Consider the following 16,689-nt stretch of genomic DNA (forward strand, 5'->3'; position numbering starts at 1 on the left):
ACTTATAATTGGCTCTAGAGCCAATTACCTACAACAAAATTATCTTCTTTTCATCAATGGCTTGCCAAAGGCAGGATGATCGTAAACAGTCAAACTGTGATTATTAGAATTTGCGATCGCGGTTTGAGTGGGAGCCTCGAAGAAATGAATTTCTGAGCTTAAGTTTCCGATCACTTTTAGCAATTCCGGATCTGTAGTGAATTGAATAATGTATTTGGGATCGGCAATTTCCCAAGTCTTCAGCTCTGGGGCTTTAAACTTGTTAACTAGGGCAATCGTATTTTGTCGCGTAACTGCTGCATCCTTAAAAGGTAGAATTGCTAAGTAAGCAAGGATAAATAATTCAGGATTGTTGCCCCTAAAGGTAAGAGTAGTTTTGCGGATACCAATTTCAATACTAGGAGTTTGTTTGAGAATCGGATATTTTAGATGAATTTGATAGTAAATTGTCGCTAAGAGCATATTCGCTCTCAAATCTAAAGGCGCGTTAACGATAATTCGCACAGTGGGAAGGGTTTCATGAAAAAATGATTGAGTACCTTCCTCTGTAGAAATATGGAAAATCTCGCTTTCGTCACCATCTGGGCTAAGATCAACCCACTCGCAGATGATACCTTGAGTTTTTAATCCTACTCTGGAAACCGCGTGGAGTTTTGCACCTGTGAGGGTTGCCCCTGTGATATCGGCTCCCAGCCAATCAGCATGAATCAGTCGTGCTTGAGTAAGATCCGCGTAGACTAAACTGGCATTTACCAAATTAGCATTGCTTAAATCAGCACCTCTTAAATTAGCTCCAGTTAATTTAGCGTCGCTCAGATTTGTCCAGCACAGATTGACTCCCCTCAAATCAGTCCATCGCAGATTGGCTCCCCTCAGATCGGCACCTTGAAGATTAGCACAATTTAGATTAGCTTGTTTGAGTTCAGTATCAATCATATTACTGCCTCTCAGGTCAGCACGGGTCAAATTGGCAGAGTGTAAATTTGCCCCTTCTAAATTAGATTCGGTGAGAATAGCCCCCCTTAAATGTGCTTCACTGAGATTAGCGTTACGAAGATTGGCTTTTCTCAGAGCAGCTTCTCGCAAATCGGCACTACTAAGGTTTGCTTCCGTAAGGTTTGCCCCACTCAACTGGGCACGAATTAACTCAGCTTTAACTAACGATGCTTGTGTAAGTTGTGCCCCCCCTAAGTCTGCTCTGATTAAATTTGCAACATTAAGGTTAGCTTCGGTTAAATTCGCATTGGTTAGATTAGCACCTCTGAGTCTGGCAACATTAAGTTTAGCGCGAGTCAGGTTGGCACCACTCAAGTTGGCACCACTTAGGTTTGCTATACTCAAGTCTGCTTCAGTAAGATTGACACCGCTGAGATTGACACCACTCAAGTTGGCTTCGACAAGGTTAGCACCCGAAAAGTCTTTAACTCCCGCTGCGTATTGATTGAGAATTTCTGTAACATCCATGGAGAGTTATCGCAAAAGAGGCTAGAGGCTAGAGGTTAGAGGTTAGAGGTTAAAGATTGGAGAAAGAAAAAAGGGATAAAGAATAAGGGTACACTATTGCGGCAAAATGTAATTTCAACGCTTATCTTAATTTTCGTCAAAGAATGAATATTGGGATCGTCGGATTGGGGCTAATTGGCGGCTCCCTAGGATTAGACTTGAGAGGAAGGGGGCACAAAGTCTTGGGAGTCTCTCGTCAGGAGCGCACATGTCAAATTGCTATAGAGCGAGGTGCGGTGGATGATGCTAGTATGCTCCTGAGTATCCTCACAGATGTTGATATTGTTTTTATTTGTACGCCAATTTTTGCGATCGCACCTACTATAAAGCAGTTGATCCCGATTATCTCTCCAGATACCATCATCACTGATGTTGGCTCGGTGAAAAGGGCAGTGGTTGAAGCGGTGACTCCTTTATGGCAAAACTTTGTGGGTGGACATCCCATGGCGGGGAAGGAATATAATGGGATTGAATGGGCAGAATCTGGATTATTTGCCGGAAATCCTTATGTTTTGACACCGATTGACACTACACCCCCATGGGCAGTAAAACGGTTAGAGGAGATTGTGCGATCGCTAACTTCTCATGTTTACCTCTGTCATCCTGAAGATCACGATCGCGCTGTAGCCTGGATTTCTCACTTACCTGTAATCGTCAGTGCTGGTTTAATTGATGCTTGTATGGGCGAGACAGATCTAGTTGTTTTAAAATTAGCACAACAATTAGCTAGTTCAGGTTTCCGTGATACTAGTCGGGTGGGCGGTGGCAACCCAGAATTGGGGGTAATGATGGCGCGTTATAATCGAGATTTTTTACACAAATCTCTCTTATCTTATCGCCAAAGTATCGACAACTTGATCGAGTTAGTTGAGCAGGAAGATTGGCAAGGGTTGGAAAAAAGACTGCAACAAACTCAAGAAACGCGATCGCAGTTTTATTCTTAATTACTATATATCCCCAACTTCTCTAAGAAGTCGGGGATATTAAGACTTGTCGAAAAAGTCGGTTAGCTTACTGAGTCTACAAGCTTTTTTCTTCCCTATTCACCATTCCTCGTCAGAGTTTTAAGTTTTGAATTCTCAATTTTGAATTGAAACTCCAAACTCCAAACTCTCAAACCTATTCCCCACGCCGATATTTATGGATTACGGCTATCAAGAAGATCTTGCTTACATTCACGATGTTGGATTTGGTGCTTTTGCCAGTCAATCCGCACCAGGTTTACTAGAAATATTACACCAAAAGGGGATAGAAAATGGTCTCGTTGTCGATTTAGGATGTGGGAGTGGAATATGGGCAAAAGCCCTCACTCAAGTAGGTTATGATGTGTTGGGGGTAGATTTATCTTATGCAATGCTAGATTTAGCAAGAGCCAAAGCCCCAAAAGCTAAATTCCAACAAGGCTCTTTACTCAAATTTAACTTACCAACATGTAATGCAGTAACTTCAATTGGTGAATGTCTAAACTATCAATTTGACGAACATGGGTTAGCCGATATCCAAGAATTATTCGTGCGAATATACAAGTCATTACAGTCAGGTGGTATATTTATATTCGATATTCTTGAACCAGGCTCTTTAAGTGGTACTAATCCACAAAAAACTTATAATGAAGGAGAAGATTGGGCAATCTTACTGGAAAAATCAGAGAATAGTCAAGACAATACATTAACTCGCAAAATGACAATATTCCGGCAGGTTGGGAATCTTTATCGTCGGAGTAAAGAAACTCACACTGTTAAATTATATAAAGGTGCTGATATTGCTAAACAACTGCGGCAAGTTGGGTTTAGAGTCAGAATTATTCGTGGCTATGGAGAATTTAGATTTAGAAAAGCCTTAGTCGGATTTATCGCTACCAAAGTATGTTAGCGACAGGATTACAGCAGATTGCAGGTTGATAAAGTATACCCCAGAAACAAGTAACTTTATCTCGACTGAAATGCAGTTTTCTCCAAAATTAGCCTAACGTCAGATGGATTTCTTGAGATTTCACGTTGCCAATGACCAAAGCCACCATGCTGATTAACAGCTTGAATCCACTGATCGAGAAATCCCCATTTAGCCTCATCTTTCAGCATGGGTTATGTTTGGCTATTGAAATAAGACGACTGACTTGCAATCTTATTATAGTAAAAAAAACTGATTACTCTAATTAAGATATATTGTCCGAACACTTACCCACCATTAAAAATTTGCTTTGCGGTCAAATTGAACTCTGAAAATACCAACGACTCAACCCTTTCATCTCCCCGAAACAGCTTAATTTGATACTCACCATCTACTAGCTGATAAACCGACAAAGTAGGCTGTTTCGGAGAACCAATATAACGGCTACCACCTAAACCCAAATAATCTACAATCCAATATTCAGGAATGCCTAATGCTTCATAATCGATCATTTTGTGTGCATAATCATCGCGCCAATTTGTACTGACAACTTCAATAATTAGAGGAATGGACGAGCCTTGAGTAATTGTTGAGGATTTTTCCCACAAAGGTTCTAAGACTAAAGCATCACCTTTAACTACCAAAATATCAGGCAAATAACCGGTTTCTTGACTCGGAGATTTAACCAGGGCATTCCTAGGAAATCGATAAGAAAGTTGGAGTCTGCGAGTTTCTAGGGTTAGCTCTGTCTGCAAAAATTCAACAACCTCTTCATGTTTTCCTGTGGTCTGCATTTCAACAATAACTCCGTTATGTAATTCATAATGTCCGTTTTCTGGTTTCCATTTCAGAAAGTCATCAAAAGTCATTAACTTGGATATAATAGCTTGAATCATGGCACAACCTCCAATGCTCTAACATCATTTTAACGTTAAAATAATCTGTGGGCGTTAGAAACCCGGTTTCTTAGAGAAACCGGGTTTCTTTATTCTTTAGGTTAATCGAATAATCTTCAAACTCTCAATGCCTCTATCGTCCACAATTTTGACAGCAACACGCTGATATTCTCCTATCTCAAAGGGCAACGAGACAGTCCCTTGATAAGACTCGATTAAATCTTCATCAATTTCGGCTTTGAGATTGCGGGCGAGGCGCGACCAAGCATCCTTTTCTCCTGCCATCGGGAAGAAAACCTGACGGGGGAAAATGCTTCTGCCATCATAATCGGTATCTAACATCCATACGGCAATTTTTTCGACGTTTCCAGACTCGATATTTCCTGTTTTAGTGTTGTAGTAATCGAAGCCATAGACTTCTACTTCCCACTTACCTGCATCTTCCCCTCTGTTGATACGACGGAGGGCGACATCTGGTTGACCCATCAGCCAGAAGCTATCGTTACTAGCGCGTTTTTTCTTGAGGTCTTCTGTCTGCATATCCATGTTCATTTGTGCTTTCAGAAGCGTGACACCAGGCCAGTTGGTTTCGTCGATGTCTTTGGCAGCTTCAGGGTCAAATTGGAAGGCGGCAAAGATAATTAATTTAGGCTTGGGTACTAAATTGTGTGCTTCTTCAATAGCTTGGTTAACATGGCGTTGTTCTAGAGGGGCGTGTTCGGGACCGAAGGAAATAACGACTCGCATCGGATTGCCATAAGTGCCGCCAGATTCTTTGACAGTATTTGCTCCCAATCTGATGACAGGAAAATCATCTAGGCATCTTATGTAAGCTAAACTACCTTCACGACTAAATAATCTTTTTGCTAGTTTTAATCGTTCCATTCCGTCCGGATATTTTGCTTTCCAATGATTACCTGAACGCGAGCGAGTCTCCAGCTACTAAGCGGTTACTCCAATTATGCTTGTGCTTGTAAAATTCGATCGCCTGTCGAATAGCCTCAAAGCCTTCACTTTACAATATTTGTTGGCTGTTTTTTATGATTTCTCTAGCCTGCTAATATCTTTGCTACCCGCAGATGAATTATAAGAAAATAGCCTGAAAACCCAGTGTCTTTAGACCGGGGAGTGTCAAATCTAACCACACCGGAATCACAGGCTCACCCGCTTTCAGTGACGCGATCGCACTCTCCATATCAAACTCTACCAGTTGGAGCGATCGGTACACCTCTAATCATCAATTCAATGGACAAAAGTGGACTAACCATACAAAAGAAGACCTTTTCGCCTCAAAAGCGATCGTTCTTTTTGGCATACCTGCTGGCATGACAGGACAGAAGCTATTGATGCTGCTATCCCTTGCACAAGGCGGCACCCAGATTCGAACTGGGGGTAAGGGCTTTGCAGGCCCCTGCCTTACCACTTGGCCATGCCGCCGTAACTTCAGTTTACCATTATAGCATATAGAGTTGATAAATAGCAAGAAAGATGTGGCAACGGATGGTTTAACGGATGTAACGGATGTGGCAACGGATGGGGTAACGGATGTAACGGATGGGGCAACGGAGGTAACGAAGGTAACGGATGTGGCAACGGAGGTAACGAAGGTAACGGATGGGGCAACGGAGGTAACGAAGGTAACGGATGGGGCAACGGAGGTAACGAAGGTAACGGATGAGGCAACGGATGGGAAAACTTCCGGATAAACCAACAAATCATCCGTTACATCCGTTACCCAATCCGTTGCCTAGACTTTTGCCAGTACCCTTCCAGATGCACCGACAGTTTCCCCATCATGCAATGAAATTAACTGTCCCATAATCGCATCGACATTTTTCCGGGCATCGCCAAACAGCATATCGGTATTTTCCTTGTAGAACAAGGGATTCTCCACGCCAGCATAGCCACTAGCCATACTGCGTTTCATGACGATAACTTTGGTAGCTTTCCACACTTCTAACACAGGCATTCCGGCAATTGGGCTTGCGGGATCTTCCATAGCGCTAGGATTAACGGTATCGTTAGCACCAATTACTAACACGACATCTGTTTTGGGGAAATCTTCGTTAATTTCATCCATTTCCAAAACGATATCGTAGGGTACATTAGCTTCAGCGAGTAACACATTCATGTGCCCTGGCAGTCGCCCTGCCACTGGATGGATACCAAAGCGAACTACACTACCGCGATCGCGTAATATCTTGGTAATCTCAGAAACGGAATGCTGTGCCTGTGCTACTGCCATCCCATAACCGGGGACAATAATTACACTCTTAGCATCGCAGAGCAATTCGACTGTTTCATCAACTGTGGTGGAAGTTGATTCACCCACAGGTGCGTCACTTTTAACGGCGGGTTTCCCTGCGCCTTCGCCAAAACCACCCAAAATCACACTAATAAATGAGCGATTCATCGCTTTGCACATAATGTAGCTGAGGATTGCTCCACTACTACCTACTAATGCGCCAGTGATAATTAGTAAATCGTTGGATAGCATGAAACCTGCGGCTGCGGCTGCCCATCCCGAATAGCTATTGAGCATCGAGATAACGACAGGCATATCAGCACCACCAATTGCCATCACCAAATGGATGCCCAAGACACAGGCAATCCCCGTCATAATTAATAACGGTTGTAGCCCTCCCAGATGTGGGGCTGCCATAAATTGGACACCAAACCACACTGTGGCTACCAGCATCGCGATATTCAATAAGTGACGCGCTGGCAACATTAAGGGTTTGCTACTAATAATTGCCCGCAGTTTGCCAAAGGCAATAATTGAACCAGTGAAAGTTATCGCCCCGATAAATACACCCACATAAATTTCTATCTGATGGATGGTTTCTTCAACTCCAACTAAGGATGATTCGGGTTGAAGGTAATTGGCAATACCGACTAAAACAGCAGCTAAACCCACAAAACTATGGAGAATTGCCACTAATTCTGGCATTGATGTCATCGCCACGCGAGAGGCTAAAATTGACCCAATAATAGCAGCAGGGAGAATTGCTCCACCCAATAGAGCATATCCTGAGCCACTTACAGCCGGACTCAATGCGGTAGCAACAAAGGCAATCAGCATTCCGATAATGCCGTAAATATTACCCTTGCCAGCGGATTCCTGATTGGATAATCCACCCAAACTGAGAATAAATAAAGCACTCGCCGCAATATAAGCGACTGTTACTAGGTTATTGGACATAATCTCCTTGATTGGTTGTTGGTTATTGGTTGTTAGTTATTTGTTGTTGGTTGTTGGTGATTGGTTGTTGGTTATTGGTTGTTGGTTATTGTTTTTTTCTCCACACAAACAAACAACTAACAACAAATAACAAACAACTAACAACAAATAACTAACTACCTTCTAAACATCTTCAGCATTCTTTGAGTCACCAGGAAACCACCGGAAATATTAATGGTTCCGACTAAAACTGCGATCGCGCCCAGTATAGTAGTAGGTGAAGTTAGTTCTCCAGAAATCTGTACTATACCGCCGATAATGATGATGCCGCTAATCGCATTAGTGACACTCATTAAGGGTGTATGGAGAGCAGGTGAAACATTCCAGATGACTTGCCAACCGACGAAGCAGGCGAGGACGAATACCGTAAAGTGGGATAAGAACGATGACGGCGCACCGATGCCAATCCCAATCAAGGCTAATGCGGCGATTATCGGCCACAATAAACCATTTGATTTTTTCTTTTCTACCTTGACAGGTTCAGCTTTAACTGTCTGTGCCTGCGGTGCAGGTTGTGGGGGTGCAGGAGGAGTAGTTGGTTTTGGTGGCGGCCAAGTTATTTTTCCTTCGTGGAGGATTAAAGCACCTCGCACTACCTCATCTTCCATATCGACTTTATAGTCATTGGAACCACCCATATCTTTTAATAGGTGGGAAAGGTTAGTACCGTAAAGTTGGCTGGCTTGATTTGCCATCCGGCTGGGCAAATCGGTAATCCCAATAATGGTTACGCCTTTATATTTGTAAACCTCATTAGGCTTAGTTACTGCGCAATTCCCCCCTTGCTCGGCTGCCATATCGACAATTACCGAACCTTCCTTCATGCTTTCTACCATTTCTTGGGTAATTAGCAATGGAGCTGGTTTACCTGGGATTAGGGCTGTGGTGATAATAATATCGACTTCCTTAGCTTGTTCAGCAAACAAAGCCATCTCAGCGTCGATAAATTCCTTACTCATCACCTTGGCGTAACCGCCTTCACCCGTACCATCTTCAGCGAAAACGAGTTCGAGGAATTCTGCCCCCAAGCTTTCCACTTGCTCTTTAACTACAGGGCGAGTATCGAAAGCGCGGACAATTGCACCCAAACCTCTACCTGCACCAATCGCAGCTAATCCAGCCACACCTGCACCAATTACCAATACTTTAGCAGGGGGAACCTTACCAGCAGCAGTAATTTGTCCAGTAAAGAAACGTCCAAAATTATTTGCCGCCTCAATAATAGCCCGATACCCGGCAATATTTGCCATGGAGCTAAGGGCATCCAGCTTTTGGGCACGACTGATGCGGGGCACAGCATCCATCGCCAATACTGTAGCCTTCCGCGCGGCTAATTTTTCCAGTAATTCTGGGTTTTGGGCTGGCCAAATAAAGCTGATTAAAGTACCACCCTCAGATAGCAAATCAACTTCATGCTTCCCTGTCGGGTGCATCTGTGGGGCGCGAACTTTTAGTATAATATCTGCCGAACTCCACAGAGTTTCTGCATCAGGGACAATTTGACATTCAGCGTCTTTGTACAAATAATCGGAGAAGTTAGCCTTCTCGCCAGCCCCAGACTCAATTAATACTTCAAAGCCCAGCTTCTGTAATGCCTTTGCTGTATTGGGTGTGGCGGCTGCCCGACATTCTCCCGGATAGATTTCCTTGGGAATACCAATCTTCATCGCTGTTTTGGTTGGTGGGGTTTCGGAGGGGTTACTTGATGCAACCTCTTTTTCCATGGCTATTGTCATAAACACTCCTTAGTGATATAGAGGAAAACTTGTGCTTGGGGATTCCGCGCTTACTGATGCGCTTCTGAATACTGCCTAGTAAGGGCGGCTAGAAAAGCCTGTGAGGTGCTTAGGGTTGGTGGTGGATTGTTTGCTAGCCAATTTTAGAGATGATCTTTTGCACCATATCTCGATCCCCAAATTTGGACTATTATTTTTAGGTTGTTTTAGCAATTCCCGCCAGATGGCACTTTTTCTAATGGTTGAGCGTCTCAGTTACTAGCGATAACAATGGGTTTAACTCAGATCTTGCACCATTGATAATAACTATAGGGTGGGCAGTCCCCACCAACGTAATCTGATGCTTTTCGCCTTAAACTGGGGACTGCCCACCCTAGATCCCACTCTTTTTTGACTTGTTGATTTTCGGACTTTGCTTTAAGTGCTACCCTGTTTCTATGGATTTTTGTAACAAACCGCAGTCCCTTACAGTTAAAAGCCACAAATCTATGTTATACCCAAAACTTTCTATAAGACGTATAGTTTCCGCGATCGCAGTTTCCGGTTGTTTGCTGACTGGTATCTCTGCCACTGCCTTAGCTGGGAACAATTCTGGACTAACTCTTTTTAGCGGTATCCAACGGGAAAATATCCTTAATTATTTTCTTGACTTTGGTGGGCAACCGGGCGGCTGGGATCGTTACCGTCTCAGGGTTCCAGCTAAAAAGATGGAATTAGGGGTTGCCCAGTTTGTGATTACATATCCCGATTATTACGATGGCAAGTTCGACGAGAAAGATATTGAAGTGCGGATTAAGAAGGAATCTCTGCCCCTGTCTGAGGTGAAATGGGATAAAGATAATCACCGGATTGAGATTTACTTGGCAAAGCCAATCGAAGCTGGTAAGAGTGTCGAGATTGTACTCTCTAACGTGAAAAATCCAGCTTTTGGCGGAACTTACTATTTTGAATGTCGGGCGTTTACCCCAGGTGACATTCCCCTACCTCGTTACCTTGGTACATGGATTTTGAGCATTAATTAAAAGTATCAGTCTTTGCTTAATCGCTAATGGCTAATAGCTAATGGCTAATAGTAGAGAAAAAAATACAATTAGCAATCAGCGATTAGCCATTTAAGCAACTCATTTGAGTATAACTAGCAACTTGGGTTATTACGGATTTATTGGATAATTTAGTTTTTACGCGGAGCGGTGGGGTTATGATTCAAGCCATACCTAAACTAGTAACATTTGATGAATTTATTGATTGGTATCCTGAGAATTCTGAACACCACTACGAATTACATAATGGAGCGATTGTTGAAATACCGAAACCAACGGGTAAACATTCAGAAATCGCTGGTTTTATCGGCGGTGAACTTTTCTTACTAATTCGGCAATTACAACTGCCTTATTTCCTTCCTAAAGAATGCGTCATTAAACCCTCCCCTCATGAATCTGGGTATGAACCTGATGCGATTGTTTTGGATAAACAAGCTGTAAAATCTGAACCCCGTTGGGCTAAGGAATCGATTATTACGATAGGTTCATCAGTCCGTCTGATTGTGGAAATAGTCAGCACTAATTGGCAAGATGATTACGCTCTAAAACTCAATGAATATGAGGCAATGGGTATTCCTGAATATTGGATAGCTGACTATTTAGGATTGGGTGGGAAACGTTATATTGGTAGTCCAAAATTACCGACTTTTTCAGTATGTCAGCTTGTTGATGGGGAATATCAAATTAGTCGGTTTAGAGGGGATGAGCGGATTGTGTCAGGAGTTTTTCCTGAGTTGAATTTGACAGTTAATCAGGTATTTGATACTGCGGTTTAGGTTGCACGAACCAAGTGCAGCCTAAGCTATCTTTTTAATTTAAGATATAAATAATACCAAGTAAGTTTAACTCCGCAACAGAAAAAGCAGCAGAGCCAACGCCTAGCCCATCCCTTACTCAGGCTGCTAATCTACCAGCTTGCGTTAACGGTGCGGATAGCGGTTTGCGACTTGGTTAGTGTGCGATAGTTGACCGACATGGTAAGCTTAGAGATTGTGACTCTTAGAAAAACTGGGAAGGCGGCACAACCCGCCCCGCTTTCCTCCCGGTACTATTTAGGGTACAGGGTTTATAGCGGGATTTTTTCATGACTAAACGTACATTAGAAGGAACTAGCCGTAAGCAAAAAAGACGATCCGGTTTTAGGGTGCGGATGCGTACTAAAAACGGTCGTACTATAATCAAAGCCCGCCGTAGTAAGGGACGTTATCGTCTCTCAGTGTAGTAGTGGCTGAGGTTTCAAAGGTGTTAGGGATTAGGTTGCAGGTGATATTTCTTAACCTAAAACCTAAAACCTAAAACCTATTTAGCTGTTGGAAATTTGCAATCGTGTTGCCTCAAGCCAATCGACTTAAACACAGACGAGATTTTCAGGCGGTTTATCAAAAAGGAATTCGTCGTTCAGGACGTTATTTTACCTTGCGGGGATTGCGGCAGCGTCCGAAAATCTCAAATAAATCGATAAAAGTTAGAACAGAGTCAATAGTAGTCAGTAAGCCACCGACTCGTATTGGCATATCCATCAGCCAAAAAGTCAGTAAAAAAGCAGTAGTGCGGAATCGGATTAAGCGACAGATTCGAGGGGTACTACGGCACTTGTTGCCACGAATATCATCGGGATGGAATCTGGCAATTATAGTGCAACCAACAGCGGTAACGTGCGATTATGCAGAATTTTTGCGAGAATTAGAGCAGTTGTTGGCAGAAGCAGAGGTAATAAATGGGAATTAGAGAAGATGTTTTTTACGAGGGGGGTCCTCACATAGGGGATCTGATATTTAATATTCTGTTAGGCTTTACGATTATCGCCTTGCCCCTGACGTTTGGTGCGCTGGCGCGGGCGCTGTGGCTGCGCTATCGTATTACAGATCGCCGTATTTCCATCACGGGAGGTTGGCAAGGACGCGATCGCACTGACATTATTTACTCAGAAGTTGCTCAAATTAGAAAAGTGCCCCGTGGTTTAGGGATGTGGGGAGATATCGTCGTCACCCTCAAAGATGGCAGCCGCTTGGAAATGCGTGCAATTCCCCAATTTCGGGAAATTTACGACTATATTGCCGAAAAAGCAGCTCAAAAAACGGGTAAACCAATTGACTCAGTGAAGGCATAGACTTGCTGAATCAGCAGGTGGGTGGCGCGGGAATCCAGCCGATAAGTGCTGGAAACCCGTCTCCGCATTTTGCCGAATATCCGATAGATTAGATTCAGAAAACTTTACATCGCTGAGTTAGACTTTATACGAATGGACTTTGGTATCGGGTTTCTTTCCAACAACGTCATGCTGCCAATCCTGGATTTCTTTTACGGGATTGTGCCAAGCTATGGTCTCGCTATCGTAGCACTGACTCTAGTTATTCGCTTTGCTCTCTATCCCCTTAATGCGGGTTCCATTCGCAACATGAGGCGGATGAAGATTACCCAACCGCTGATGAAAAAGCGGCAAGAAGAGATTCAGAAACTCCATGCTAATGACAAAGTTAAACAGCAGGAGGAAATGAGCAAACTCTTCCAAGAGTTTGGTAATCCCCTGGCTGGGTGTTTGCCAGTATTGTTGCAAATGCCTGTATTGTTTGCTCTCTTTGCCACTTTACGGGGTTCTCCCTTTTCTGATGTTAGCTATCCGGTTAACGTGGAAATCTTTCCCAGAGAACAAATTGAGTTAATTCAACCTCAAGCTTTTGCCAGCAAGCCGCAAAATATTTACATTGCTGATGGGATTCATGCTCCTGTAGCCGCTGTGATACCGGGAGGTAACCGCCTAGTAGCAGGGGAAAAGACAACAATTGAGTTTAAAACCACAGAAGGTCAACCTCTGACAGAATTGTTATCTGAGTATCCCGATACGGAAATTATTCCCAAATGGGAAATTACCAAAGGGGCTGATTTAATTCATATTGGGGAAGATGGTACTATTGAAGCGATCTCGCCAGGAGAAGTAACACTAACTGGTAAAATTACCGGACTTGCCTCCAATAGAGGATTCCTATTCATTGATGCCTTGGGGCGAGTTGGTGCTTTTGAAGAAAATGGCATTATTCACTGGGATATCGTGGGTATGATTCTCTTCTTTGGCATTAGTTTGTATATCAACCAAGTTCTCACAGGTCAGAATACTAATAATGATGCCTCAGACCAGCAGAATACGGTGAATAAGATTACCCCAGTTATATTTTCTGGGATGTTTTTCTTCTTCCCACTCCCTGCTGGTGTCTTGATGTATATGGTGATTGCCAATATTTTTCAGACGGCGCAAAGCTTTATTCTGATGCGAGAGCCATTGCCAGAAAACATCCAAAAAATGGTGGAGGAGCAAGAAAAAGAAGCCAAGGCTGCCAATCGAGAAGCACTACCTTTTGAACCAAAGGGAACCAAGAAAGAAGAAAAGCCAACGGAAAAGCGGACAGGAGCAGCAGCTCAGTCTAAGGTTGTCAAGAAAGAAGAAAAGCCAACACAAAAACGCACCACACCACCAGCTCAATCTAAGGCTGTCAAGAAAGAAGAAAAGCCTGGGGCTAATCGAGATTCTCTGCCTTTTGAGAACAAGCGTTCTAAGAAAAAGCCGTAAACGTATTAGTTATGAGCAATCAACTCAAACACCGGGGTAAGGAGTGGCTTGAAAAACTCCTTGACTTATCGGGATTAGCTGCAGATGTTAAGGTGACAGATAGTGAGGATTCAGAGGTAGATAGACCGAGTTATTGGTTAACTATTGAGGAAACTCAACTGACATCGTTACAAATCCACACCTTGATTGGACCAAAAGGTGAGGTTATTGATGCGATTCAGTATCTCGCTAATTCGATTCTAAATTTAGACGATCGCGAGCAAGGTTCTTATACCATTGAACTGGCGGGCTACCGCCTTCAGCGTCAAGAGGAACTCCAATCATTGGCAACTCGTGCTGCTCAACAAGTGCGGGCAACGGGTGGAGAGGTTGAGCTGACATCCCTCTCATCGGCGGAGAGACGGCAAATTCATACATTCTTAAAAGAGTGGGATGATTTGGAAACTCAAAGTCGGGGGCAGGAGCCAGATAGGCGTTTGGTTGTGCGTATGCGCTTGTTAACTAATTACTAAGAGACGAAGGAAGGGTGAGTCGATTAGGGGTATTTGTTAATATATCCCAGCGACTTGCCCCTACACCGATTCCCCCTTTTTCCCTATTCCCTATTCCCCGGAATAGTTCTCAGTTTTGAGTTTTGAATTAAAACTCAAAACTTAAAACTCAAAACTCAAAACTTTTTTCCAAATGGAAGCAATACATATTCCGTTTCTACTCAAATTACCAGAGCATACTGATGTTATTGAGGTGAATGAGTCTGTCGAGGGGCTGGAGACGCTGACTCCAGTGCGAGGACGATTGGAAATCATTCATCAGGGAAATTATCTGGATGTATCGGCTCAAGCTGAAACTATTATTACATTGACTTGCGATCGCTGTTTGAAGCAGTATAATCACCGTTTAAGTCTTAATGTATCGGAATTTGTTTGGTTAGACTCTTCGGCAAATGAACCTGATAATGGTCCAGTGGAACGGGAAACTTTGTTGGACGATTTGGTGGAAACTTTGTCCCCTCAAGGAGATTTTGAGCCGAATATTTGGCTATACGAACAACTTTGTTTGGCAATTTCACCACGGAAGTTATGCGACAGTAAATGTCCGGGAATTATAGTTGGCGATAATGCTACTACAAGTTCAATGGATACTGTCTCAACTCGCCCTAGGGATCGTCGTTGGGAGGCTTTGGAAATTCTGAAAGGGCAACTTCCTGGTTGATATTATTATTGTCAGGGTTTTGATGGTAACTTTCAGTTATGTAGTAAGATTCGTTAGCAATAACAGAGGGCTGGAAAGATTCCTAACACCGTTGGCGTAGCCGCCCTGAAAGGGCTACTCCTAACACCGAACTCAGGTAGATCCCTCTTTCCCCAATCTTCATATCTGTGAAACAGAAGCGTCACAAGTACGTCATAAGAGATGTCTATATTGAGAATGTCAGTGGTAGAGGCTAGAAGCTAAAGGCTAATCTTCCCTCTATTGCCCATTCCCCACTCCCCTTGATAAATCACTATGCTACAAGACACCCAAAACTCTAAATCCACAAAACCCACCAAACCCTCTTCTTTCAAAACAGCCACAACTTATATATCACTAGTAGTGTTTGGTGCTGGTGTTACCTTAGCAGGTAGTTACTTGCTATCTCGTAACCCACTCCCTAATGCTTCTGCGGAAAACTCTGGCAATGTTTTGGCGCAAATTATTCCTAATAATAATCCGGATACCAATCAACGAGAAAATTTTGTGACTAGAGTAGTGGATAAAGTTGGTCCGGCTGTCGTGCGAATTAACTCGTCAAAAACAGTCGCAACTAAAATTCCCGATGCCTTTAATAATCCGTTTTTTCGGGAATTCTTTGGAGATCAAATTCCCAATCAACCCCAACAGCGAGTAGAAAGGGGAACTGGTTCTGGTTTTATTATTAATACTGATGGTCAAATTTTAACTAATGCTCATGTTGTTGAAGGTGCAGATAAAGTTAGCGTGATTCTTAAAGATGGGCGCACCTTTGAAGGTAAAGTTTTGGGAAGCGATCCGGTGACGGATGTTGCTGTGGTGAAAATTAAGGCGGATAAACTCCCTATGGTAGAATTGGGTGATTCTGATAGCCTTAAACCTGGGGAATGGGCGATCGCAATTGGTAATCCTCTGGGGTTGGATAATACTGTAACTACTGGTATTATTAGTGCTACTGGTCGTTCTAGTTCTCAAGTGGGTGTTCCTGATAAACGAGTACAGTTTATCCAAACTGATGCTGCGATTAATCCTGGTAATTCTGGGGGTCCTTTGCTGAGTGCATCTGGACAAGTAATTGGGATGAATACTGCTATTATTCAGGGTGCGCAAGGGTTGGGTTTTTCGATTCCGATTAATACCGTCCAAAGGATTGCCAATCAGTTAATTTCTAAGGGGAAGGCGGAACATCCTTTCTTAGGGATTTCCATGGTAAGTTTAACTCCAGAATTGAAGCAAAATATTAATAGCAATCCCAATGCTGGTGTGACTGTAGAAGAGGATTCTGGTATCCTAATTGCTAAAGTTATGCCCAATTCACCAGCAGCCCAAGGGGGATTGCGAGCAGGTGATATAATTCGTGAAATTAACGGTAAAACTGTGAAAAATGCTGAGGATGTCCAAGCATTTGTAGAAAACTCTCAGGTTGGTAATGAATTACAATTTAAGTTGCGTCGCGATCGCAATGATATCCAAGTTACAGTGCGCCCTGGTGCATTTCCTACGCAGAGGTAATGTCGGGGAGTAGCAGCGGATGAGTTATTGGTGGATAGCTAGGTTTATGGGATGTGGTAGCGGATGAGTTATTGGT

The 16,689-nt window shown here is 43.2% G+C and carries 18 protein-coding genes, 1 tRNA gene and 1 pseudogene; 12 read left to right on the top strand and 8 right to left on the bottom strand.

All coding sequences use genetic code 11. The features are described 5' to 3' along the window. Positions 1-39: 39 nt before the first annotated feature. Entirely contained in the window at positions 40-1,464 is a 1,425-nt protein-coding gene (locus NJ959_RS12835; RefSeq protein ID WP_254012148.1) for a pentapeptide repeat-containing protein, read from the bottom strand. Between the two features lie 143 nt (positions 1,465-1,607). Between NJ959_RS12835 and NJ959_RS12840 the strand changes: the two genes are divergently transcribed. Both NJ959_RS12840 and NJ959_RS12845 read left to right on the top strand, forming a co-directional pair. Beyond that, a complete protein-coding gene (locus NJ959_RS12840; RefSeq protein WP_254012149.1) occupies positions 1,608-2,447 on the top strand; it encodes a prephenate/arogenate dehydrogenase in 840 nt (279 codons plus the stop codon). A gap of 196 nt (positions 2,448-2,643) precedes the next feature. After that, positions 2,644-3,375: a class I SAM-dependent DNA methyltransferase gene (locus NJ959_RS12845; protein ID WP_254012150.1), complete on the top strand. Its 732-nt coding sequence runs from the start codon at positions 2,644-2,646 to the stop codon at positions 3,373-3,375. A 56-nt stretch (positions 3,376-3,431) separates the two neighbouring features. Here NJ959_RS12845 and NJ959_RS12850 read toward each other — a convergent pair whose 3' ends face one another. From NJ959_RS12850 to NJ959_RS12870, 5 genes and pseudogenes are all read right to left on the bottom strand, one after another. Further along, positions 3,432-3,584 (bottom strand): hypothetical protein, encoded by a 153-nt coding sequence (locus NJ959_RS12850; protein ID WP_254012151.1) that lies wholly within the window; start codon positions 3,582-3,584, stop codon positions 3,432-3,434. 96 nt (positions 3,585-3,680) lie between these two features. Continuing rightward, positions 3,681-4,289, bottom strand: coding sequence for a Uma2 family endonuclease (locus NJ959_RS12855; protein WP_254012152.1), 609 nt, complete (start codon positions 4,287-4,289; stop codon positions 3,681-3,683). A gap of 96 nt (positions 4,290-4,385) precedes the next feature. Continuing rightward, positions 4,386-5,042 (bottom strand): annotated as a pseudogene (locus NJ959_RS12860) (site-specific DNA-methyltransferase); the annotation flags it as partial. Between the two features lie 331 nt (positions 5,043-5,373). After that, the gene (locus NJ959_RS12865) at positions 5,374-5,517 is read right to left on the bottom strand and encodes a hypothetical protein (RefSeq protein WP_254012154.1); all 144 of its coding nucleotides are present in this window, start codon (positions 5,515-5,517) and stop codon (positions 5,374-5,376) included. 138 nt (positions 5,518-5,655) lie between these two features. Further along, positions 5,656-5,726, bottom strand: a tRNA-Cys gene (locus NJ959_RS12870). 32 nt (positions 5,727-5,758) lie between these two features. Here NJ959_RS12870 and NJ959_RS12875 point away from each other — a divergent pair. After that, entirely contained in the window at positions 5,759-5,995 is a 237-nt protein-coding gene (locus tag NJ959_RS12875) for a hypothetical protein (RefSeq protein WP_254012155.1), read from the top strand. A gap of 41 nt (positions 5,996-6,036) precedes the next feature. Here the strand turns inward: NJ959_RS12875 and pntB are convergent, their stop codons facing one another. Next, positions 6,037-7,491 (bottom strand): Re/Si-specific NAD(P)(+) transhydrogenase subunit beta, encoded by a 1,455-nt coding sequence (gene pntB, locus NJ959_RS12880; RefSeq protein WP_254012156.1) that lies wholly within the window; start codon positions 7,489-7,491, stop codon positions 6,037-6,039. A gap of 155 nt (positions 7,492-7,646) precedes the next feature. Further along, positions 7,647-9,266: a Re/Si-specific NAD(P)(+) transhydrogenase subunit alpha gene (pntA, locus tag NJ959_RS12885; protein WP_309242618.1), complete on the bottom strand. Its 1,620-nt coding sequence runs from the start codon at positions 9,264-9,266 to the stop codon at positions 7,647-7,649. A 488-nt stretch (positions 9,267-9,754) separates the two neighbouring features. Between pntA and NJ959_RS12890 the strand changes: the two genes are divergently transcribed. From NJ959_RS12890 to NJ959_RS12930, 9 genes are all read left to right on the top strand, one after another. After that, on the top strand, positions 9,755-10,288 hold the full coding sequence (locus NJ959_RS12890; RefSeq protein ID WP_254012157.1) for a DUF2808 domain-containing protein: 534 nt from the start codon (positions 9,755-9,757) through the stop codon (positions 10,286-10,288). A 176-nt stretch (positions 10,289-10,464) separates the two neighbouring features. Beyond that, entirely contained in the window at positions 10,465-11,082 is a 618-nt protein-coding gene (locus tag NJ959_RS12895; RefSeq protein WP_254012158.1) for a Uma2 family endonuclease, read from the top strand. 308 nt (positions 11,083-11,390) lie between these two features. After that, positions 11,391-11,528 (top strand): 50S ribosomal protein L34, encoded by a 138-nt coding sequence (gene rpmH / locus NJ959_RS12900; RefSeq protein WP_254012159.1) that lies wholly within the window; start codon positions 11,391-11,393, stop codon positions 11,526-11,528. A 104-nt stretch (positions 11,529-11,632) separates the two neighbouring features. Continuing rightward, entirely contained in the window at positions 11,633-12,034 is a 402-nt protein-coding gene (gene rnpA / locus NJ959_RS12905) for a ribonuclease P protein component (RefSeq protein ID WP_254012160.1), read from the top strand. Beyond that, the gene (locus NJ959_RS12910; RefSeq protein WP_254012161.1) at positions 12,024-12,416 is read left to right on the top strand and encodes a PH domain-containing protein; all 393 of its coding nucleotides are present in this window, start codon (positions 12,024-12,026) and stop codon (positions 12,414-12,416) included. Before rnpA ends, NJ959_RS12910 begins: the two co-directional genes overlap by 11 nt. A 132-nt stretch (positions 12,417-12,548) precedes the next feature. Next, positions 12,549-13,871 carry a membrane protein insertase YidC gene (yidC, locus tag NJ959_RS12915; RefSeq protein WP_373693654.1) on the top strand — a complete coding sequence of 441 codons (1,323 nt, stop codon included), beginning with the start codon at positions 12,549-12,551 and terminating at the stop codon, positions 13,869-13,871. Between the two features lie 11 nt (positions 13,872-13,882). Then, positions 13,883-14,383, top strand: a complete 501-nt coding sequence (locus tag NJ959_RS12920; protein ID WP_254012162.1) for a Jag family protein — start codon at positions 13,883-13,885, stop codon at positions 14,381-14,383. Positions 14,384-14,555: 172 nt separating this feature from the next. Continuing rightward, positions 14,556-15,083, top strand: coding sequence for a YceD family protein (locus NJ959_RS12925; RefSeq protein ID WP_254012163.1), 528 nt, complete (start codon positions 14,556-14,558; stop codon positions 15,081-15,083). A gap of 294 nt (positions 15,084-15,377) precedes the next feature. Beyond that, positions 15,378-16,613, top strand: coding sequence for an HhoA/HhoB/HtrA family serine endopeptidase (locus tag NJ959_RS12930; protein WP_254012164.1), 1,236 nt, complete (start codon positions 15,378-15,380; stop codon positions 16,611-16,613). Positions 16,614-16,689 lie beyond the last annotated feature (76 nt).

This window comes from Limnofasciculus baicalensis BBK-W-15 (assembly GCF_024178385.1).
Lineage (GTDB): Bacteria > Cyanobacteriota > Cyanobacteriia > Cyanobacteriales > Coleofasciculaceae > Limnofasciculus > Limnofasciculus baicalensis.

Coding starts and splice junctions, on each gene's coding strand:
- NJ959_RS12850 (WP_254012151.1), bottom strand. CDS start 3,584: ATGCTGAAAGATGAGGCTAAATGGGGATTTCTCGATCAGTGGATTCAA.
- yidC (WP_373693654.1), top strand. CDS start 12,549: ATGGACTTTGGTATCGGGTTTCTTTCCAACAACGTCATGCTGCCAATC.
- pntA (WP_309242618.1), bottom strand. CDS start 9,266: ATGACAATAGCCATGGAAAAAGAGGTTGCATCAAGTAACCCCTCCGAA.
- NJ959_RS12925 (WP_254012163.1), top strand. CDS start 14,556: ATGGAAGCAATACATATTCCGTTTCTACTCAAATTACCAGAGCATACT.
- NJ959_RS12890 (WP_254012157.1), top strand. CDS start 9,755: ATGTTATACCCAAAACTTTCTATAAGACGTATAGTTTCCGCGATCGCA.
- NJ959_RS12910 (WP_254012161.1), top strand. CDS start 12,024: ATGGGAATTAGAGAAGATGTTTTTTACGAGGGGGGTCCTCACATAGGG.
- rpmH (WP_254012159.1), top strand. CDS start 11,391: ATGACTAAACGTACATTAGAAGGAACTAGCCGTAAGCAAAAAAGACGA.
- pntB (WP_254012156.1), bottom strand. CDS start 7,491: ATGTCCAATAACCTAGTAACAGTCGCTTATATTGCGGCGAGTGCTTTA.
- NJ959_RS12920 (WP_254012162.1), top strand. CDS start 13,883: ATGAGCAATCAACTCAAACACCGGGGTAAGGAGTGGCTTGAAAAACTC.
- NJ959_RS12895 (WP_254012158.1), top strand. CDS start 10,465: ATGATTCAAGCCATACCTAAACTAGTAACATTTGATGAATTTATTGAT.
- NJ959_RS12845 (WP_254012150.1), top strand. CDS start 2,644: ATGGATTACGGCTATCAAGAAGATCTTGCTTACATTCACGATGTTGGA.
- NJ959_RS12835 (WP_254012148.1), bottom strand. CDS start 1,464: ATGGATGTTACAGAAATTCTCAATCAATACGCAGCGGGAGTTAAAGAC.
- NJ959_RS12840 (WP_254012149.1), top strand. CDS start 1,608: ATGAATATTGGGATCGTCGGATTGGGGCTAATTGGCGGCTCCCTAGGA.
- NJ959_RS12930 (WP_254012164.1), top strand. CDS start 15,378: ATGCTACAAGACACCCAAAACTCTAAATCCACAAAACCCACCAAACCC.
- NJ959_RS12855 (WP_254012152.1), bottom strand. CDS start 4,289: ATGATTCAAGCTATTATATCCAAGTTAATGACTTTTGATGACTTTCTG.